The sequence below is a fragment of the Desulfoconvexum algidum genome, from assembly GCF_055382125.1.
Genome location: NZ_AP042394.1, coordinates 1,097,497 through 1,117,719 on the forward strand (window position 1 = coordinate 1,097,497; position 20,223 = coordinate 1,117,719).

General features: G+C 45.8%; 15 protein-coding genes. 5 read left to right on the top strand and 10 right to left on the bottom strand.

The window, feature by feature from the left end; translation table 11 throughout:
• Positions 1 to 213 precede the first annotated feature (213 nt).
• The 8 genes from ACZ45G_RS05020 to ACZ45G_RS05055 are packed head-to-tail and all read right to left on the bottom strand — an operon-like array spanning position 214 to position 9,208.
• Positions 214 to 1,080 (bottom strand): hypothetical protein, encoded by an 867-nt coding sequence (locus ACZ45G_RS05020; RefSeq protein ID WP_464175618.1) that lies wholly within the window; start codon positions 1,078 to 1,080, stop codon positions 214 to 216.
• On the bottom strand, positions 1,080 to 2,957 hold the full coding sequence (locus ACZ45G_RS05025) for a BatD family protein (protein WP_464175620.1): 1,878 nt from the start codon (positions 2,955 to 2,957) through the stop codon (positions 1,080 to 1,082). The genes ACZ45G_RS05020 and ACZ45G_RS05025 overlap by 1 nt, the downstream gene beginning before the upstream one ends.
• On the bottom strand, positions 2,957 to 4,204 hold the full coding sequence (locus ACZ45G_RS05030) for a tetratricopeptide repeat protein (protein WP_464175622.1): 1,248 nt from the start codon (positions 4,202 to 4,204) through the stop codon (positions 2,957 to 2,959). The genes ACZ45G_RS05025 and ACZ45G_RS05030 overlap by 1 nt, the downstream gene beginning before the upstream one ends.
• Positions 4,197 to 5,228, bottom strand: coding sequence for a VWA domain-containing protein (locus tag ACZ45G_RS05035; RefSeq protein WP_464175624.1), 1,032 nt, complete (start codon positions 5,226 to 5,228; stop codon positions 4,197 to 4,199). The genes ACZ45G_RS05030 and ACZ45G_RS05035 overlap by 8 nt, the downstream gene beginning before the upstream one ends.
• Positions 5,225 to 6,283 carry a vWA domain-containing protein gene (locus tag ACZ45G_RS05040; protein WP_464175626.1) on the bottom strand — a complete coding sequence of 353 codons (1,059 nt, stop codon included), beginning with the start codon at positions 6,281 to 6,283 and terminating at the stop codon, positions 5,225 to 5,227. The genes ACZ45G_RS05035 and ACZ45G_RS05040 overlap by 4 nt, the downstream gene beginning before the upstream one ends.
• Positions 6,284 to 6,286: 3 nt before the next feature.
• On the bottom strand, positions 6,287 to 7,336 hold the full coding sequence (locus tag ACZ45G_RS05045; protein WP_464175628.1) for a hypothetical protein: 1,050 nt from the start codon (positions 7,334 to 7,336) through the stop codon (positions 6,287 to 6,289).
• Between the two features lie 4 nt (positions 7,337 to 7,340).
• Positions 7,341 to 8,222 carry a DUF58 domain-containing protein gene (locus ACZ45G_RS05050; RefSeq protein ID WP_464175630.1) on the bottom strand — a complete coding sequence of 294 codons (882 nt, stop codon included), beginning with the start codon at positions 8,220 to 8,222 and terminating at the stop codon, positions 7,341 to 7,343.
• Positions 8,219 to 9,208, bottom strand: coding sequence for an AAA family ATPase (locus ACZ45G_RS05055; RefSeq protein WP_464175632.1), 990 nt, complete (start codon positions 9,206 to 9,208; stop codon positions 8,219 to 8,221). The genes ACZ45G_RS05050 and ACZ45G_RS05055 overlap by 4 nt, the downstream gene beginning before the upstream one ends.
• Positions 9,209 to 9,849: 641 nt before the next feature.
• Here ACZ45G_RS05055 and ACZ45G_RS05060 point away from each other — a divergent pair.
• Both ACZ45G_RS05060 and mprF read left to right on the top strand, forming a co-directional pair.
• Positions 9,850 to 11,631 (top strand): SulP family inorganic anion transporter, encoded by a 1,782-nt coding sequence (locus ACZ45G_RS05060; protein ID WP_464175634.1) that lies wholly within the window; start codon positions 9,850 to 9,852, stop codon positions 11,629 to 11,631.
• Positions 11,632 to 11,678: 47 nt separating this feature from the next.
• Positions 11,679 to 14,228 carry a bifunctional lysylphosphatidylglycerol flippase/synthetase MprF gene (gene mprF / locus ACZ45G_RS05065; RefSeq protein WP_464175636.1) on the top strand — a complete coding sequence of 850 codons (2,550 nt, stop codon included), beginning with the start codon at positions 11,679 to 11,681 and terminating at the stop codon, positions 14,226 to 14,228.
• Here mprF and ACZ45G_RS05070 read toward each other — a convergent pair.
• The gene (locus tag ACZ45G_RS05070) at positions 14,135 to 14,746 is read right to left on the bottom strand and encodes an ATP-binding protein (RefSeq protein ID WP_464175638.1); all 612 of its coding nucleotides are present in this window, start codon (positions 14,744 to 14,746) and stop codon (positions 14,135 to 14,137) included. The genes mprF and ACZ45G_RS05070 overlap by 94 nt on opposite strands.
• A 152-nt stretch (positions 14,747 to 14,898) precedes the next feature.
• Between ACZ45G_RS05070 and ACZ45G_RS05075 the strand changes: the two genes are divergently transcribed.
• The 3 genes from ACZ45G_RS05075 to ACZ45G_RS05085 all read left to right on the top strand — a co-directional run bounded on the left by ACZ45G_RS05075 (position 14,899) and on the right by ACZ45G_RS05085 (position 18,531).
• Entirely contained in the window at positions 14,899 to 15,738 is an 840-nt protein-coding gene (locus tag ACZ45G_RS05075; RefSeq protein ID WP_464175640.1) for a M90 family metallopeptidase, read from the top strand.
• Positions 15,739 to 15,907: 169 nt separating this feature from the next.
• Entirely contained in the window at positions 15,908 to 16,579 is a 672-nt protein-coding gene (locus tag ACZ45G_RS05080) for a hypothetical protein (protein ID WP_464175642.1), read from the top strand.
• Between the two features lie 302 nt (positions 16,580 to 16,881).
• A complete protein-coding gene (locus tag ACZ45G_RS05085) occupies positions 16,882 to 18,531 on the top strand; it encodes a hypothetical protein (protein ID WP_464175644.1) in 1,650 nt (549 codons plus the stop codon).
• Between the two features lie 118 nt (positions 18,532 to 18,649).
• On the opposite strand, the gene clcA is transcribed toward ACZ45G_RS05085, so the two are convergent.
• Complete coding sequence (gene clcA / locus ACZ45G_RS05090; protein ID WP_464175646.1) at positions 18,650 to 19,948, bottom strand: H(+)/Cl(-) exchange transporter ClcA; 1,299 nt, start codon at positions 19,946 to 19,948, stop codon at positions 18,650 to 18,652.
• Positions 19,949 to 20,223 lie beyond the last annotated feature (275 nt).

Sequence of the window (20,223 nt, forward strand, 5' to 3'; positions counted from 1 at the left end):
GAAAGTTAAATTATGGCTAAATCTGAGTATAGGACACCTGTAATCCCTCAACGCAATTTTAAAAATATCAGCTCCAAAAGGTGTCAAATACTGGAATCTGGGAGCCTGAATTAGCATAATCTAAATCTTCAACATATGTTAATTCAGGAATATAAACAGGTTCTATCTCAGGTGGATCATGGTTGCGGATGGGGTTGCTGTTTCCTTGAATATTTAATTTTCGACGCTGTTTAAAACAAGTTCAACACCTCTCCTATACACCCAGCATTTTCGTGAATCCATAAGTTTGATATGATACCAGTCTCCTCTCTTTTCAATAAGGGTAAATTCGGTTCCGGCATGAAGGGGCTCTTTGAAACTTTGCTCATAGGTTTTGCTATTGCCTTTCCTGGCAATCACCTCAGGGGTGATGACAACACCGGGTATCTCTTTTTGTTGAGCGATATGCTCGGTCATGAGAGAGCCTGCAAACAGCAGAGCTAAACCAGCTGTGACAGCGAGGCACCATGCGGTAAACGTTCTCCGGGAAAAAATACGGATTGTTGCAAAAATCCACAGGAGCATGAAAAACGAGGAGAAGATAAAGACCCGTGTTCTGGTGGACAGGTCGTAGTGCCAGAAAAAGAGTGTTTTCAAGATCTGTGTTTTCTGTTTTTCCTCGATGTGGTCAATGCGGTTGGCCCTGGCAAAATCAAGGTTTTGTTGCAGATTCTGATCGTTTGGAATAAATAACCGGGCCCGGCGATAGTTCAGGATAGCCCGGCCGATATCTTCTGTCCTGAAATAGATATTCCCGATATCGTAATACAGTTTCCCGTTATGGATATTTCCCTCTTTTACAATGCGCTCAAACCGCATCAATGCTTTTTTGTAAAGGGTCTGTGCCTTAAGAGGGTCTGTTACGGCCATGGTATTGGCGTCCCGGAACAGTTTTATCCCTTGATGGTAAAGGGTTTTAATATCCGGTTTGCCAGCATCTGCACCCAGAAGGGGGGATGAAAAACAGCCTGCTAAAATACCGATAATGATCAAAAACGGCCCGACTTTTTTTGATATTTTATGGATAGATAATCGTTTCATTAAAGTTTTTTCTCCAGCAGTTTGACAAGGTCCAGGGCTTGCGCAATCAGGAAGGAAGTGTCCAATTTACCTGAGCCACCGGCATACCGGCCGGCTTCACATCCATCAAACAATGCTTTTATCTTTTTGATTGAATCTCCATCAATCTTTTTTTCTTCAAGGGATTTTCCGACATCATTAAAGGTCAATGCGCCGGCGGGTATTCTGAGTTTATCTCCCAGGTATTGTCGAAAGGAGTCCAAAATTTTATCACAGCAGGTTTCAGCCGAGGTTTGGCTCCCGGCATCTTTAAGACGGGCTTTCAGCCGGACTTGGGCTCTTCTGGCCCGGGATGCCAGCGGGTCGGCATTTAATCGTGTCATAAACAGATTGCCCAGAAGAATCAGAAAATAGATGATGGGCGGTATCAGGGTCATGCAGAGGAGAACCGGAGATTTAAGCCATGCTGCCAGGCCGAAATTTTGGTCTTCAATGACGTCCAGGTCTTCGTAATTATAGCCAATGCCATTTGTCCAGGTCTCCACCTCATTGTTCTCCAAAACCGTCTGGGTCTTCCCCTCGGCGTCCATGGCCGTCACCACCCTTGCGGATTTGACCGTAACCTCAATGGGATCTGTTCTTGCAACTTCGTATTTGCCGGTTTTTGTGTCAAAATAGGGCACCAAAATGGAGGGAATCTCTTTTATACCGGCTCTTAAGGGGCGGATTGTCTGGGTGAATATTTTTGTTTTCCCTGAGATTTCACCCACAGCCCTCTCCCTGGGAATTTTGAAATTCTTTATAAGAGCGGCCTGTTGATTTAAAGGCGGCAGGGTGACAGAGTCCAGATAATCCGGACCGCTTAATGTCAGTTTCAAGGTGATGGGATCCCCAACGCTGATGTCTGTGGGCCCGGCATCTGCCTTGATTTTATATTCCCCCACAAGACCTGCGAATCCTGCCGGCTTTCCCTTTTCCGGTACTTCTAAAACCTTGAGATGGGTGGTGTTGGAGGGGACAGCTACTTTTTGATAAACCCCCTGCCGGCTGTTTCCGGAAAAATTGTTATCAAAAAAATCCGAGAAAAAATCGTTATTAAATCTATCCCTCCCTTTTTTATAACCGGACAACACTTCACACAGAACGGTGGCGGGTTCGATGGTGATATTGCCCGTTTTCCTGGGAATCAGGATTTTTTGGAATGTGATGGTTGCATAATCTTTACCATTGAGTCGTTTTTCCCCTTTTTCACCAACGGCATCGCCGCCGGCGAGGGGAATCCGATAAAATTTGCCGCCGGAGTTGGTATCCACTTCCGGATTGATAAAATAAAAACTTTCCTTTTCTTCCAGCAAAGGAAGGGTGACATCAAATCCCTTTACATCACTTCCTAAATACCAGGTTACCGTCAGCGTGATGGGTTCCCCTCTGTAGCAGGTGGTTTTTGAAAGCCCGAGCCGCAGTTTGAAATTGTCGGTTTCATAGGGCTTTTGAACATTAATTTCAATGGGTGCGGTTTGGATACGTTGATGGTCTGCACGAACCGTAATGGAAGGGATTTGGAGGCGGCCCGTCCGTTTGGGGGTGAGCTGGTATGAAAAAACATACCCCATGGTACTTTCCCGGGTCATTTGACCGTCTATTATGGTCATGGATGAACGATTGTTTTGACTTCCGCCCTGGTCGGCAACAAAAAATTCTGAAATTCTGGTTAGATCAGGTCTTTCTGGATTTTCACTGCCTGAAACCTGAATCTGGAAAATAAAGGGTTCCCCCATAAAAACGGTGGTTTTCTCAACCACTGCATTGGCCAAAAGTGGTTCACCTGAGGCTGTCTGGGAAAAAAAGGCAATTATTATCAACGCAAATATAAAGGCTGTCTCTAATGTTCGTTTCATTACCAGTCCTTGTCAACTTTACGAAATTCCCCTGCCGGGTGCGTGTTACGCAGGTTTTTATTGCGCTGCTCCTCATCTAATATCTGACGGGCATGGTCAGGCTGTTGTGCCATTTGTTCCGTCTGCTTTGGCTTATCTTGTTCTGCCGGTTTTTCGGCAGATTTTACATCTTTTTGTGGGGTCTGCTCCCCTTTGTTGTTTTCTTTTGGACGCTGACCCTGATCCTTGTTTTTATCGTTACCTGTTTTTTTATCGTTACCTGTCTTTTTATCGTTACCTGTATTTTTATTGTTCTGGCTTTCTTTTTGGCCCTGTTTCAAGTCTTGCCCTTTGCCAAGAGATTCCAGTGCTTTTTTAAGCGCCTCCACAGCCGCTTTTTGATCCGTTAACGCCGGCTTGGGGTTGCTTTTTCCCAGGTGTTCTGCGGCGGAATTCTGTTCTGAAACAGCTGCTTCAAGATGTTCTTTCACAGGATCGGGCTTTACCTGGGGCGAGGCCTTCGATTGTCCGGAAGGGGCTCTTTTCTTTGCGGTCTCCCCGGTTTCTTGTGCAAGACGTTTTTGGGCTTCCGCCAGATCGGATAGTTTCTTTTTTAGATCACCAGACTTCCCTTTCTGACCCTCTCCATCGGATTCATCGGAAAAATATCGGTTGCTGTCCAGCAGCTCCTGCTGTTCTTTTATCAATTTTTTAATCTGTTCAGCAGATTTTTTCATGGCTTCCTGCTGTTTTTTTGCTGCTTGTTTTTGTTTATTCACTTTATCCAGGATAGATTTCATGGAGAGTCGAACCACCTCTATATTCTCGGCAGCTTCCTTAAAATCCGGATTCAGCTTAAGTGTCTCCTGAAAATGGTGAATGCTTGTGCCACAGTCTTCCAGGGCCTTGTCAAGATCGCTGTCCATTTGACGCTGGGCTTCACGGAAGGCACACAGTCCGAGATTGAATCTGCATTTTGCTTCAAGTGTTGTGGTTTTACTTTTCAAGGCAGCCTGATTAAAGGCCTGCTTTGCCTTGCTGAACTCCTTTTGCTGGTAATAAACCGCACCTTTGTTAAAATAGATAAGGGCGGATTCCGGCAGATCCACTCCGGCCTCTGAATAGGCTTCAAGTGCCTTGTCATATTTTTCCGTGGCATAGGCTTTGTTTCCCTTATCCACCAGGCTTTGTTCAGACCTGGCCTGGGCCTGGAAAGGAATGAGCAGCAAAGCTGTCATGACAAAAAATGAATATAAAGGATTACGCATTTTTCTTTTGTTCCTGTTTTCGTTCACTCATTCCCATTTCAATGCAAATGAGAATCAACGCAATGGTTAGAAATATTTGAAATTTTTCCTCGTAGCGTTTAATGGTCTCAGAGGTAAGTTTTTTCTTTTCCGCACTTCTGATGAGGGTCGTATAAACGTTTCCGAGATCAATGGTGCCCGTTGCCACATTCAAGTATTTGCCGCCCGGGGTCGCATTTACCATCTTCCTCAAGGTGTCGGCATCCAGTTTTGTCCAAATCTCCTGGCCCTTATATTTTAAAAATGTTTTTTGCCCTTCTTTCGTTGTAATGGGGATGCGCCTGCCTTCGTTTTCATCCCCTAACCCGATGGCAATAAGCCTCACCCCTTTTTCACCGGCTTTTTTAGCCGCTTCAATGGGGAAACTGTCATGGTCCTCACCATCTGTTATAAGGATGATATCTTTGAACTCTTTGTCCTGGTCATCAAACCCGTCAGTGAGCACCTTACGCAGGGCATCTCCAATAATCGTTCCGCCACGGGCAATACTCTGGGTTGAAATATTGTTCAGCATCATACGAAAAAAGCCGTAATCAAGGGTCAGGGGACATTTGATTGCGGCACTTCCTGCGAAAACAACGATCCCCACACGATCTCCTTCCAGCCTGTCAATACAATCCAGGATGGCCAGTTTTGCCCGTTCCAGCCGGTTTGGCACAAGGTCCTGAGCCAGCATGCTTTTGGATACATCCAGGAGGAACACAACATCCCTCCCGCTCCGCTCAATGGAAACCGGGCGCTGATTCCATCCCGGCCGGGTCATGGCCAGGATGATAAAAACAGCGGCTGTGATCAAAAGAGCGGCCTTCCAGGCTCTTTTCGTGTGGCTGACCGAAAGAGTGAGTCTGCCGTGTAATCCGGATTCAATGAAAACAGCAAGGGCCTTGCTCCTTTTCTGCCGCGCATAAATATACAGGGCAATCAGGGGGGGGATCAGCCACAACAGATAGAGCATGTTGAGCGTTTGAAGTTTTATACCACTCATGGAATTTTCCTGAATATTGTATTGTTTAATATGATTGAACCGATGAGTAAAATGAGGCCAACCAATGCAAAGGGGATGAATGCCTCCTGATAATCCACAAATCGCACGGATTCAATTTCGCTCTTTTCCATTTTGTCTATTTTCTCATAGATTTCATGGAGGGCTTTGGCATCCTTTGCCTGGCTGAAAAAACCGCCTGTTTTTTCTGCAACTGCTTTTAATGCCGATGTATCGACTTTGTGCGCCACAGGAACCTTATAGATACCAAAGGGTGTTTTAATAGAGGCCACGGCATCCCCGCCGCCGATGGCGATGGTGTAAACCTTGATTCCCCATTCTTTTGCCAGCTCTGCCGCCTGAACAGGATCACGCTTACCGCAGTTGTTTTCTCCATCGGATAAAAGGATGATGACCTTGCTCTTGATTTTATACCTCTTTTTTATATCCTTATTTTGTTTTGCAAGCCCCTCCTCAGCCGTCTTAAGGCGGGCCGCTGCCAGGGCCAAGGCATCCCCGATGTTTGTCCCGTCTTCTTCCCGGGTCTGAACAAGTTTTACACTTTTTAGAAACTGGGGCAGGGCGCCGTGGGCAAGGGTTAAAGGACAGGTTGTATCGGGATATCTGGCAAAACAGATCATCCCCACAAGATCATTGGGCCTTCCTGTAAGGAGATGGTCATCCCCCATGGCAAAATCTTTAAAAACCTGTTTAACAACCTCCAGTCGATTCATATTGGCACCCTTATACGCCATCTCCGCAGCCATGCTGCCCGAGCGGTCCATGACCATTTCAATGGCAACTCCCTTGCTGATATCCCGTATTTTTTCACGGCCGGTCTGGGGTCTTGCAACGGCTATGACAAGACAGATTAGCGCCAAAATCTGCAGGGCAGACGCCAGTGGGGCAGCCCTCTGCCGCAGTGTCTTCCCGACCCGTTCAGCAGTTTTGATGGAGGGAAACTTTAAAGCGCCCCTTTGGGATTTATACCGACCTATCCATGGTAAAAGGGGGATCACAAGTAATAGTAAAAACGCCCATGGTGATTCAAAATGCATAGTCTACTCTTTCTTTTCCTGTTGTTCTTCGGTTTGGAATATAAACGCCTTGCACGAATCAAACATTAACTGAATGTCTTCGCTGGAAGGCTGATGTTCGGCAAATTTGACCAGATCGCAACCCGACAGAAAACTTTTTAAAAGTGAATTGTAGTGAGTTATAAACCCCTTGCTTCCTTTCAAACTGGATAAAAACTCTTCGGTTGTCTGCTCCGGGGCACAAAGCCCGAATCTTTTTTCTATATACCGGCGAAGAATATCGGATATCTGGTGGTAGAAAAGTTTGATTTCCCCTTTTTCTATCAGCTCCTGTTCCATCAGCTTTGAAAGTTCCATGTAAGCCAGTTCATGGGCTGGGATTTGTTTCTTCTGAACAGAGTTCTTGGCTTTTTTCTTTTTATATAGGATCATTGCCCCAAGAATGATGAGAATCAATACCCCTCCCCCGACACCTGCCGTCATCCACATCTTATATGAACGGGGAAGGGGGAGGGGAGGGACAATATCATGTATTTTCATACCGGCCATTTTTTCGGGAAGGAGGGAGGTCACCCTTACCATCAGCTCTTCTGTCTCAATTTTATGCGGGTCTGTCTTTTCACCCATCTTCCAGAAGAGAACCGCCATGGGGGGAATTTTATACTCGCCCGAGAGAAACGGCTCTAAAATATAGGTTCGGCTGATCTTTTTCCGATTTCCACCGGTGAGTACCGGCTGGGAGGTATGGTAATCGACAATTCCGAATTGTTCAAGTTTCTCGCCAAACCCCGGGAGCTCAAATTGATAATCTTCATCAATGGTCATGGATAGGGTAAGGGTTAACCGATCTGCGATGGTGATTTTTGCATGATCAAGGTCAATGGCAAGGGTTGCAGGACCGCGTTCGTAGGTTTTGTGAATCCCCGAATCATCAATTGTCTTTTTGGGTGCAATGGCGGCGCTTTCATGGTCACGGCATGATGCTAGGACAAACATGGCAAGAAGGGTGGCGATGATCAGCATTCCTGCAAGAAAGCCTCTTTTCGGAAGGCTTAAATTCAGCTTTTGAGTCATTGTTTTATCTCCGTAATCTCCGTTCCCGGGTTCTGAAAAAACCGACAATCTTTCTTAGATAATTTTGTCCTGTCAGGATTGAAAGGTGGTCCACAGCCATGGAACGAAAAAGTGCCTTTAACTGTTTTTGTTTGTCTGTGCCAAAGGTGTTATATCTATTTCGGACGGCAGCGCTTCCGGTATCGATCAGTATCCGTTCTCCGCTCTCGGCGTCTTCCAGTTCAATCAGCCCCACATCGGGAAGGCAAATTTCCCTGGGATCTGTTATGGAAATGGCAATGAGATCATGTCTCTTGCCCAGCACCCGCATCTGGTTTTCAAAATTTTCCCCAAGGAAATCGGAAACAAGAAATACGACGCTTTTTTGGGTGGTGATACGTCCCAGATACTCAATCGCTGCTGAAATATCCGTATCCTTCTGGCCGGGGGAAAAACTCAGAAGTTCCCGGATCAGCCTCAGAACATGGGTGGTCCCCTTGGCCGGTGGGATGAACATTTCCACCTGGTCTGTAAAGACAATCAATCCAACCTTGTCGTTATTTTTTATTGCTGAAAATGCCAGAAGGGCGCACAGCTCGGCGGCCACCTCATTTTTGGTCTGACCGCTGCTGCCGAAGGCCCCTGAAGCGGACAGATCCACCATGAACATGACGGTGAGTTCTCTCTCTTCAACATAGCGTTTTACGTAAGGCTCTCCCATGCGCGCCGTCACATTCCAATCAATGGAACGGACGTCATCTCCGACTTGATATTCCCGCACTTCGTCAAATTCCATGCCCCGTCCCTTGAACATGCTTTCATATTCGCCGGCAAGGGAGTCATTGACCGCTTTGCTGGTGTAGATCTGTATGTAACGAATTTTCTTGGCAAGCTCCTTGGGTATCATGGCACATCCACGGTCCTGAGAATTTTTTCGATGATATCTTCAGATGTAAGCTCTTCAGCTTCTGCTTCATAGGTGATGACAACCCTATGCCTCAATACGTCCATGGCAATAGTTTTAACGTCCTGGGGTGTCACATACCCCCGGCCCTCTATAAACGCATTGGCCTTTGCTGCCATGGCAAGGAAAATGGTCGCACGTGGGGACGCACCATATCGAATATGCTGATCGATATCCAGATCATAAGCCGATGGATTCCGTGTGGCCTCCACCAGATTGACAATATACTCTTCAATCTTTTCGTCCATAAATATCTCATCTGCCAACCCCCGCATACGCCGGATATCCTCCGGGGTGACAATGGGCTCCACTTCCATTTTTGGCGCCGATCTTGCCATTTTCTTCAGGATGGCATGTTCTTCAATTTTGCTGGGATAGGTGATCTTGAGCTTGAGCATGAACCGGTCTACCTGGGCTTCGGGAAGGGGATAGGTTCCCTCCTGCTCGATGGGGTTCTGGGTTGCCAGAACCAGGAAGGGATCATCCAGTTTGTAATTGATGCCTCCCATGGTGACCTGGTGCTCCTGCATGGCTTCCAGAAGTGCGCTCTGCACCTTTGCCGGGGCCCTGTTAATTTCATCTGCAAGGACAATGTTGGCAAATATGGGGCCTTTCTGGGTTGCAAATTCACCGGTTTTGGGGTTGTATATCAGGGTGCCTACCACATCCGCCGGCAGCAGGTCCGGTGTGAACTGTATCCTGGAAAAACTGGCCTGGAGCATTTTGGCCAGGGTGGTAACCGTAAGGGTTTTGGCAAGGCCCGGTACCCCTTCGATGAGCACATGATTATTGCAAAGCAGCGCCAGCAGAAGTCTATCGATGAGAATTTCCTGCCCCACAATAACCTTGTGGATTTCCGTCCGTATTCGGCTGATAAGCGAACTCTCCTGAACAACTCTCTCCCCAATCTGTTTTACATCTACAGCCATGAATATCTCCTTCTAAGTTAGTGAGGTCATATGTTGTTTGTCTATTTTTTTCACTATAGATCACAAATATGACACAAACATTACGGGGACATTACAATTTGGAAATGTTTGGACTTTGTTTGACTTTTCCAAAGCAGATGATGATGGAATCAAACCGGGATAATGTCGAAATCCCGCTCTTTACGGATTCAGCTCAAGGTGGTTTACTCTCATAACGGATACAGCATAGTCCAGCTGATTGAGCCTGCTTGACCTTCATGGTATACCGACATCTATCATGACAAAGGGGGCTATCTTGAAAAGACCTTTTTCGACTTGTCTTAATCTTTCATTTATGTTAATAACTTGCCCCCATGGAATTTGGGTTGCTCAAATTTCACACCTACGCCCTTGCAGGACGTACATTTTTGGGCAAAATAATAGCCAACGGCACCTTGCTGACACCATCTGCTTTTGACCGCAATTTATCCATCACATGAGGGCTCCGGAAGCGATAACTCCCTCAATGTTAAATGACACGGACCAATACCCGACTTGAAGAAAGTTATTTTTTAAAACCCGACACGTTCTGTTCCGGCCGACTGCCATTTATGAGAGCCTATTGTTTCCATTAGACACATTAGATGTAAAGGAAGTTAAAATTGCTACGCAGACTATTCCCATTTTTAAAATGGCTGCCACTTGTTAAAAAAGAGTCTCTAAAGGCCGATCTGATTGCCGGTCTTACAGGGGCTGTCATCGTTCTCCCACAGGGGGTCGCTTTTGCAACCATCGCAGGCCTGCCGCCCCAATATGGACTCTATACAGCCATGGTAACACCACTGATCGCTGCCCTGTTCGGTTCCTCTCTCCATCTGATTTCAGGACCGACCACGGCTATATCCATTGTCGTTTTTTCAGCCGTCAGTCAATTAGCGACCCCTGGAAGCCCGGAGTTTATCAAACTGGCACTCACTCTCACCTTTCTCGCCGGCATGTTTCAACTCGCATTCGGGCTTGCAAAATTAGGCACTCTGGTCAATTTTGTTTCCCATACCGTTGTCACCGGTTTTACCGCAGGGGCAGCAATCCTCATTGCAACCAGCCAGATGAAGCATGTCCTGGGCCTTTCACTGTCCCGGGGAGAGTCATTTATTCACACCTGGATCAATATCCTCAGCCAACTGCCCCAGATAAATGGCTTTGTCATCACCATTGCGGCCATCACTCTTTTCACTGCCATCCTCTCCAAACGCCTATGGCCCGGCGCACCCAATCTGCTCTTTGGAATGGTCGCCGGGAGCATCGCATGCTTTATAATGAAGGGATCCGAGCACGGAGTCGCTTTGCTGGGTGAAATTCCCTCACATCTGCCGCCACTCTCTTCCCCCTATTTTTCAATTTCCGTCATCCGTCAACTGGCACCCGAGGCCTTTGCTGTCGCTCTCCTGGGTCTGATCGAAGCCGTATCCATATCACGATCTGTTGCCGCAAAATCCCTGCAAAGGATTGACGGCAACCAGGAGTTCACCGGCCAGGGACTCTCGAATATTGTGGGATGTTTCTTTTCAAGCTATGCAGGTTCCGGATCATTCACCCGCTCAGGAATCAACTATTCTGCCGGAGCAAAAACGCCCATGTCCGCCATTTTTGCCGCACTTATCCTGATGCTGCTCGTGCTGCTCATTGCTCCCCTTACGGCCTGGCTCCCCATTGCATCCATGGGCGGCGTGATTCTTCTTGTGGCTTACAACCTCATCGATTTTCACCATGTAAAAACCATTCTCCATATCAGCCGTTCCGAAACCGCCACACTGCTCGTGACCTTCCTTGCAACTCTCTTTCTGGAACTTGAGTTTGCCATCTATATCGGTGTCTTCCTGTCGCTGGTTCTTTTTCTTTCCAGAACCTCATCCCCGGATATCATAACCCTTTTTCCAGATCCCGAGACCCCTTCACGACAATTGACCTATGCAGGTAAAAAGGACCTTATCCAGTGTCCATGCCTGAGAATTGTGCGCATCGACATGTCCATCTACTTCGGTTCGGTCAACAACATACAAAACAAATTTGAAGAAATAATTAAAAAAGAGGGGGCTCTGAATATACTGGTCGTCTGCGAGGGAATTAACTTCATAGATCTTTCAGGGGCGGAAATGTTCATTCAAATAGCCACCCAACTCAAAGAGAAACACGGCGGCCTCTATTTTTCGAACATGAAGCCCAAGGTCTGCAATTTTGTTGCAGAGGCCGGCCTGACAGACAAAATCGGTCAATCGCATATTTTCGAGCACAAGCGCGAAGCCATAGCCACAATTATTGGAAAACAGAGGCACCCCTATTGTAAAGAATGCCAATCCAAAATATTTAAAGAGTGCAAAAGCCGGGAACCCTTTAACGCATCGTATTACGATTCCCTGCCCCGGTATAAAAATATGTTTTAGGCAAGGGCATCCCGCGGATTTGATGCCAAATTATAAAGGAAAAGCGCATGATTAAACAAATTTTCCACCGGATTACCCCATATATAGGCATTTTTCTGTTCCTGGTAGCCATACTGATCGTTCACCATGAACTCAAACTGCATACCATTGCTGAAATCTTTACCGGTCTTGAGCAACTGCCCATGTCCGTCATCCTGCTGGGTATCCTGTTGACGGGAATTAATTACCTTTTTCTGACCGGGTATGATTTTTTAGCACTCCGGTATCTGGGCAGGACCGTGTTGCCGAAAAATTTAATCCTGGCCTCTTTGATCAGTTTTTCCATCAGCAACAATACAGGTCAGGCACTGATCAGCGGGTCTTCCATGCGGTACCGCTTCTACAGCCAGTGGGGACTGACTGGTATGGATATCATTAAATTCTCCCTGTTTATCAGCCTGATGTATATACTGGGGGCCACAACACTTTTCGGCATAACGACAGTGACCTCAACCCGCCTGATAGACCCGTCATTGCCACTGGCACAAATTATTCAGTGGCTTGCCCGGGCATCTCTGGCAGCCCTGGTTGTCTACTGGTCCATCATTCTGCTGCGAAAAAAGCCGTTCATTATCAGGGGAATGGAACTCTTCCTGCCGGGCCCTGGCCTCACGCTGGCCCAGACAGCCATTGCCATGCTCGATCTGATTTTAAGTTCTTTGATTTTATATATATTCCTGCACGTTCATGCAGACATTTCGTTTTACTCTTTTCTTGCAGTCTATATTACCGCCCAGATTCTGGGGCTGTTCAGTCAGATTCCAGGCGGCCTCGGCGTATTTGAAGGAACCTTTCTCTACCTTCTGGGGAGCAGCATCCCGGCATCATCTGTTTTTGCGGCATTGCTCGTGTTCCGGCTTGTCTATTATTTTGTTCCGCTTGCCATCTCCGGGGCCGGGTTAATCTCCTATGAGCTTTTGCAGCACCGTACCCTAGTAAAAAAAAACACCCAGGCCACTCTCGGGTATCTCTCCTGGGGCATTCCCCATATTTTTTCAATCCTGCTGGCTCTGTCAGGCGGATTGCTGCTGGTTTCCGGATCAACGCCAACCGATAGCGGTGCCTTGAAATGGCTGTATGAAACGCTGCCGCTGTCAGTGGTGGAAACGTCCCATTTGATCGGCAGCATGGTCGGCCTGTTGCTGTTGTTCATGGCACGGGCCGTGCGGCTGCGTATTGATGCGGCCTATTTCGGTATCCTTGTGCTGCTGACAGCAGGTGGCATCGCCTCCCTATTGAAGGGATTTGACTGGCAGGAAGCCCTGGTCCTGGGAATATTGATGCTTCTTTTTCTGCCATCCCGGCGTTTTTTTTACCGTAAATCCTCATTAATCACCATGCCTTTTTCCTGGTCATGGCTTGCCTTTGTGAGCATTGTTATCTTGGGCACCCTATGGATCGGACTTTTTTCTTACAAACATGTTGAATACACCAATGACCTTTGGTGGCGGTTTGCCTATAACGGCGATGCGCCAAGATTTTTAAGGTCATCGCTTGTGCTGGCAGTGATGGTGCTGTCATTTTGTGTCTACCGCCTGTTGCGGGTACGGCCGGAAACAGCACATCTGCCAACCCCAAAAGAAATCAATGAACTGGAACCTATTGTTTACAAAGCTCTGGAGACCCAGAGTCATCTTGCCCTGATCGGGGATAAAACCATTCTGTGGGGGAGGAACCGGGAGTCCTTTCTGATGTACGGCACAACGTCAAAATATTGGATTGCAATGGGGGACCCTGTGGGCATCCCCGAAAGCCACGAGGCCCTGGCCTGGCAATTCCGGGAGGCAGCAGACAAAAACGGTGCCAGGATTGCATTTTACCAGGTTTCTAAAGAAAATCTGCCCCTTTACCTTGATCTCGGGATGGTGCTGATCAAGCTGGGCGAGGAAGCACGGGTGTCGTTACCGGAGTTTGACCTGAAAGGCGGCAAACGGTCCAGGCTGCGCGGGACAAATAACAAGTTATCCAAACTGGGCCTGGAATTTGTTATCCTGGGATGCGACCAGGTGAAAGCCCGAATGGACGGGTTGCATCAGGTTTCGGAAGCCTGGCTGAAAACGAGAAAAGCCAATGAAAAGGGCTTTTCTCTTGGTTTTTTCTCGGAAAGCTATCTTTGCCGCAGCCGATGCGGAGTGATCATGCAGGGAGATACCATTCTTGCCTTTGCCAATCTGTGGGAGACTGACAACAAGGAAGAGCTGTCCGTAGACCTGATGCGGTATACACCGGACTCACCCGGGGGGATCATGGAATACCTGTTCATCCAGCTCATGCTGTGGGGGAAATCCCAGGGGTATCAATGGTTCAATCTTGGCATGTCGCCTCTGTCTGGATTTGAGAAGCATCCCCTGGCACCGATGTGGCACAAAATCGGGAATGCTGTCTTTAAGTATGGAGATAATTTTTATAATTTTGAAGGACTGCACGCGTATAAGGAGAAATTTAATCCGATCTGGCAGCCGCGTTATCTTGCCGCGCCGGCCTTATCCGCACCAGCTGTCTTATTGAGCGTCACCGGGATGATTGCCGGCAACTGGAAAGGCGTCTTTGTGAAATGAAGTCGGCATTTATCTTGGTTTTCAAATCCGTCCAGAGCTGTCCCGATCACCTTGCCATTAACATTAACACCGAGAACAATCATTCCGCCGCTGGTGTTCATAAGCGCGGAGACTGATTTCATCCAGGCCATTTCGATGCTCTTGTCATTTTTTCCTGTCTTAATGTTCATGCGCAAGGTGGATTTAAATTCCAGGGTGGCCCCTTCGCCCTGGCTGATGAGGCACCTAACATCATTGGCAAAGTGGGCATCACGCACATTGGCGGACGCTACATCTGTATGGTGAGTTGAGAAGCGGTTGTTCCCTGTTGCTGTTTCCTTGTTCGCCGGATGGTAAACCGATGTGTCGCCTTCAAACAAAAATACCATCCCATTGGCTCCCACACGGGTCTTTGAGATGAGATTGTACAACCCGTTGATCGAAACATCAAGTGCCAGAACCGATATCGTTGATGCCTCCTTGCCGGAGGGCCAGGTAATAGCCGAAATTGCCGATTCCGATCCCTGCAACATGTCCATAAAATGCAGTAAATCTTTTTCATACTTTTATTGACAAAAAACGTCTTCCTATTCTATCTTAAACATATAAGATATAATCTTGTTACCACAAAAATAATAGGGTAAGCACAAAGGATAACCCTATTATTTTATAATACAAAGGAAATTACCTAGTGTTCCAATGGTTAGCTGACTCTCGTCGAAAAAAAATTCTTCAAAAGGATTTTCCTACTGAATGGAGATTGATCCTTCAAAAACATGTCGCACATTATCTGTTTTTAAATAATGATGAACGCATTCATCTTGAACAATTGGTTCAGGTGTTTGCAGAAGAAAAAATATTTACGGGTTGTAACGGACTTGAAGTCACAGATGAAATCCGTGTTGTGATTTCAGCTGAAGCCTGTATGCTGCTGCTTGGGCTGCCCCATGATTTATATAGAAACGTGCACACAATTTTTGTTTATCCATCAACCGTGGTTGTGCCGGAGGCAAGGCAAAGTATGTTTTCTACCGCTCCTTTTCTTGTCAGATCTGAAGTGGCTATTTCTGGTCAGGCATTTAAACGGGGTCCTGTCATTCTTGTTTGGGATGCGGTCAAAAAAGGAGCCCGCCATCCTGAAAACGGTCATAACGTCGTTTACCATGAGTTTTCACATATTCTTGATATGCTTGACGGACATGCCGATGGTGTTCCCACTCTCTATGATAAAAAATCATACGAATCCTGGTCAAGGGTGTGCTCAAGGGAATTTAATTCATTAATTGAAAAATCACAAAAGGGGAAACCTACATTTCTTGATCCCTACGGGGCTACGAATGAAGCTGAATTTTTTGCCGTGGCAACTGAATATTTTTTTGATAAACCCCTTAAAATGAAAAAAAATCATAAAGAGTTATATGATATTCTTGCAGGTTTTTATAATCAGGATACTGCTGCAAGGGAAAAGAACCACCGATTAAAACTACAGCGTCAAAATTTGGTTGGATTTTGTAACTACCTTAAAATATAGTTAATTCACCCTTCAAAAGAGTACTCATTGTATCACTATTTCCACTAAATCAGTTACCAAATTTTTGTAACCTATTGATTTTATATAATTCGGGTTTGCAGTTCGGCTCATTTTTTGATACAATTATGATAGTTTATGAATTTAATCATAATTGTATCAAGGGTGCCCGATGCTTACTAAATCTGAGTCGTTAAAATCATTACAAAAAATTTTCCTTAAACAACAGGTCGTGAACATGAGTGCATTATTCAAAATTCTTCAAACACAATCTCGAATGAGTATTTTTCGGCGTTTGAAAGAAATAGGATATTTTTCTAGTTTTTCACATGCCGGGAAGTATTACACGTTCACGAATATTCCGCAGTTTGACGAAAATGGATTATGGTTTTACCAAGAGATCGGTTTCTCCAGGTTTGGAACACTAAAGGCTACAATCATCGAATTAGTGTGCGGATCCTCAGCCGGCATTACTCACTTGGAGCTAAGTCAATTATTGCGTATCAAAGTTTATAATTCATTGCTTGGCCTGGTAAAAGAGGGCCTGGTTGGTCGTGAGCGTATTGAGAAATCATTTTTATATGTGGCGCCGGAGCATGGCAAGGCGACAGAACAAATTAACCGGCAAAGAACAGCAGTCACTAAATCGGTTAGGGATGTCACGGTGGTATCCGACACAATAGTTATAGAAGTCCTTATTGAAACCATCCATGGGGGAAAGATAGAGATTTCCCCTTCATTAGTTGCAAAAAGGCTTTCCAATAGGGGAATGCTTATCAGCAACAAGCAAGTTGAACAGATATTTAAGCAGTATGGAATACCCTTAGAAAAAAAAATTCTGTAATCAGCCTCAAGCTGCTTGAATCTTTGAAAAGTAAACTCAAATTTTTGAACGAGAGGAATCATCGGCTCATGATACGCACTTTCGGCACTCTCATCCCGGTCTGTGATAAGCCTTTGCATTGCCCTGTTTGCGGTGGGTCATGGCATGTTCAAAAATCTGTGCCTCATCTTGTTAGAACCATATCACAAGGGTATTTCAAAGCTTAGGAGACCGTTCATGTTTGCGCAAACAGATGCCGTTATGATTCTGGAAAGCTGGTTACACGCAGGGCGGCCTCACTCACCAAGCATCTCATCCCAGGGATGGGTATTGGTTATGATGTGATGACTTTCGTTGGGCTCCAGCGTTTCCTTTATCATCGCCAGAGAGAAGAAATACGTTCGGCGCTTCTCCATGAACACGGAATATCTGTATCCTCAGGAACGATAAGCAATTTGGCAAAGCTCTTTTTGGGATATATACGTGAACTCCATAATAGCCGTTCTGATCAACTTCAAGATGCAATGGTCAGTGACGGTGGTTGGCCGCTCCATATTGACGCCACAGGGGAGGATGGCAGAGGCACAATGCTCGTTGTATTTTCCGGCTGGCGGCAATGGGTGCTCGGCTCTTGGAAGATTCCGACCGAAAATGCCGATGCGATTTTACCGTGCCTTCAAGAGGTTGTGAACCGGTTTGGTTCACCCTGCTCAATTATGCGGGATCTTGGCCGGGCAATGATTCCTGCGGCCAATGCTCTTGTGGAACAATTGGAGTTAAACATTCCTGTTCTGGCCTGCCATCTTCACTTTCTCAAGGATATTGGTAAAGACCTGCTTGATCCTGCATATGGGGAGTTACGGAAACTTTTCAAACGTTACAAAATTCGTCCAAAACTTCGGGTATTAAGCCGAGAGCTTGGTCGTAAACTGGGAACCCAAATCAATGATGCCCGTGAAGAGGTAAAGGCATGGCAAGAAAAGGTTGATGTGGATCACCGTATTCCGAGTGGAATGGCCGGTGTTGCTGTAGTACGAACTCTTACCCAACGGATTCTTGATTTTAAAGCCGACGGCACAGGATACGATTATCCTTTTGACAGACCTTTCCTTGATCTATACGATCGGTGCAAGGAGGTACGAAGGGCCGTAGATGCCTTTATCCATAGCAAACCTTCCGATCCAAATGTACTAAAATATCTCAAACGTCTTCACGGTATTCTCGGGCCAGCTGCATCCGAAGTTCCTTTCCGACAGACCGTTCGGCGCCTGCGCTCCCGTGCCGTGCTACTCGATGACTTGCGAGAAGCTTTAAGACTTTCACCCAAAAAGTCCAAAAAAGATTATAAAAAGGAAATCAAAGAAAATTCTCCACCAGATCAGTCGGAAACAAAGTTGCAGGATATCCAAAAACAGGTTGAAAATTTAGAGTTGTCTCTCAAAGAATATCGTCCCAAACGTGGGCCTGCAAAGGATCGCCGTAGTGCAATTGATCTGATATTACGCCATTTTAAAAATCATGGTGATTACTTATGGGGGCATGTGATTAAACTGCCCGATGATACAGACGGAGATATCCGCCTCGTGGATCGGACAAACAACATACTTGAAAGATTCTTTCGTGGAATGAAACAAAAAGAACGACGTCGAAGCGGCAGAAAAATATTAACCCAGGACTTTGAACATTTGCCGCCTGAAGCAGCCTTGATTTACAATTTAAAATGTTCAGATTATGTTTTAATCTTGTGTGGATCTATTGATCAGCTTCATGAGGCTTTTTCTTCGTTAGATATGAATAAAGTAAGGAAACATCGAGATGTCAAAAGTCGCACCGACTACTACTCAAATTTAAAGGCTCCTATAATCGAAACAGCATCACTTCCGACAGAAGATCGGAAGTTAATCAGAACGGATCAGATGCAGAGAAGAATTGCTGCTGCAGCAAAAAGTCGGGCGCCACATTATTCCCCTTAAACAACTTTTTTCTATAATCCAACCAAATTTTGACGCTGTAGGATTAAAATAATAGAAAAACGGGCACAAAGGGCCATTTCTATGCCCTTGATATTTTGGACTGATAAGGGAATTCTTTTTATGGATTTTTTGAATCCATTGGATTCACCGAGTCCACCGATCCCGCTTTTGCCAACTGAGAGTAAATCGGTTTCCCCCCCAAACGATTTGCCACAAGACTTGCACTGAGGCATGTCACCATCAGGGGAAGGATCAGTTCATAGCTTCGGGTCATTTCCACAACGAGAACAATACCGGTAATGGGAGCCTGCACTGTGGCAGCAAACAAAGCGCCCATGCCGCCAATGGCGAATATCCCGGGATGTTCAACCAAAGCAGGGAAAAACGCCACGGCAAACTGACCGTACCAAAGCCCCAGGAATGTCCCTATCGCTAACATGGGTGCAAAAATACCACCCGGGGTGCCAATGGCATATGAAAAAATTGTAAACAAAAAACGAAGAAAAAATAAAGCCAGCAAAATTATTGTACTGAACTCATGGTGCAAAGCAAGCTCAAGGGCCGCATGACCACCACCTACCGCACTGGGCAGGAAACATCCGACAATGGTAATAGTTAAAGCAATAATAAGGGCAAGCAGATATGGTTTGAGTCCTTTTTGCTTTTTACTGAACAGGACCCCTTTAAGCATAAGATTATTAAACAAGGTGCCAAGCAACCCAAAAATCACGCCAAGAATTGCAAATAGCGGCAAGGTTGCAAGTTTAGGAGCTTGAAAAGAGGCATTTAGGATGTCTGGTTGATGGCCATTTAAAATTTGCACCACTGTGACGGATATACAACTGGCAAATATTACAGCCATAAGGGATTGAAAATTATATTCGAAATGGTCCCGCATCTCTTCTGTAACAAAAATGAGCCCGGCAAGGGGGGCATTAAAAGCAGCGGCAAGCCCGGCAGCAGCCCCTGCTGCCACCAGAACATGATGCTGAAATCTATCATGGGGTGTTCCAACCATATCACCAAAGGCGCTTCCCATATGAATTGTCGGCCCTTCCCTGCCAAGGACAAGGCCGGAACCTATGGCCAGAACCCCTCCGATAAATTTAACAGGAAGAATTCGCTGCCAATGGATTTTTTTATTTTCTTTTAAAGTGATTTCAACCTGTGGAATCCCGGAACCTGCTGCCTCCGGTGCAAATTTTCGAACCAGAAAAACAGAAAGAATAACGGCAACACAAGTCAACACGATGAAAAGAAGCAGCAAGCCCATGGATCCGTCAATATTATTAACAAAGGTTTTTCGCCAGCTATCTGCTTGGTTAATACAAGTATGAAATAGAGCCCCGACCAAACCGGAAAGAAGGCCGACCAATCCACTTTTAAAAATTAATATGTTTGAAAATTTTCTATTCATATCTGGTTTCATCATTCATCGCGCAGGTTGCCCGCTTATCTTTTCATCTTTTTTTCTAAAGGATAATTTTCCACTCATGGTTTGTATGATCGAAACTTCTTTTTTGTCAAGAAAAGTATGAAAGATTATTAAAATGGAGCAGATTTTGAGTATCGCTCACAGGTGATCCCACAAGCCAACTTTAAAAAAAAATCAATACCATTTATCAAAAATTGGAATTTGAGCGTCAGCGAGTTTTGCCTGAACTAAAAGTGTTGCTTTTTTATAAAATATCG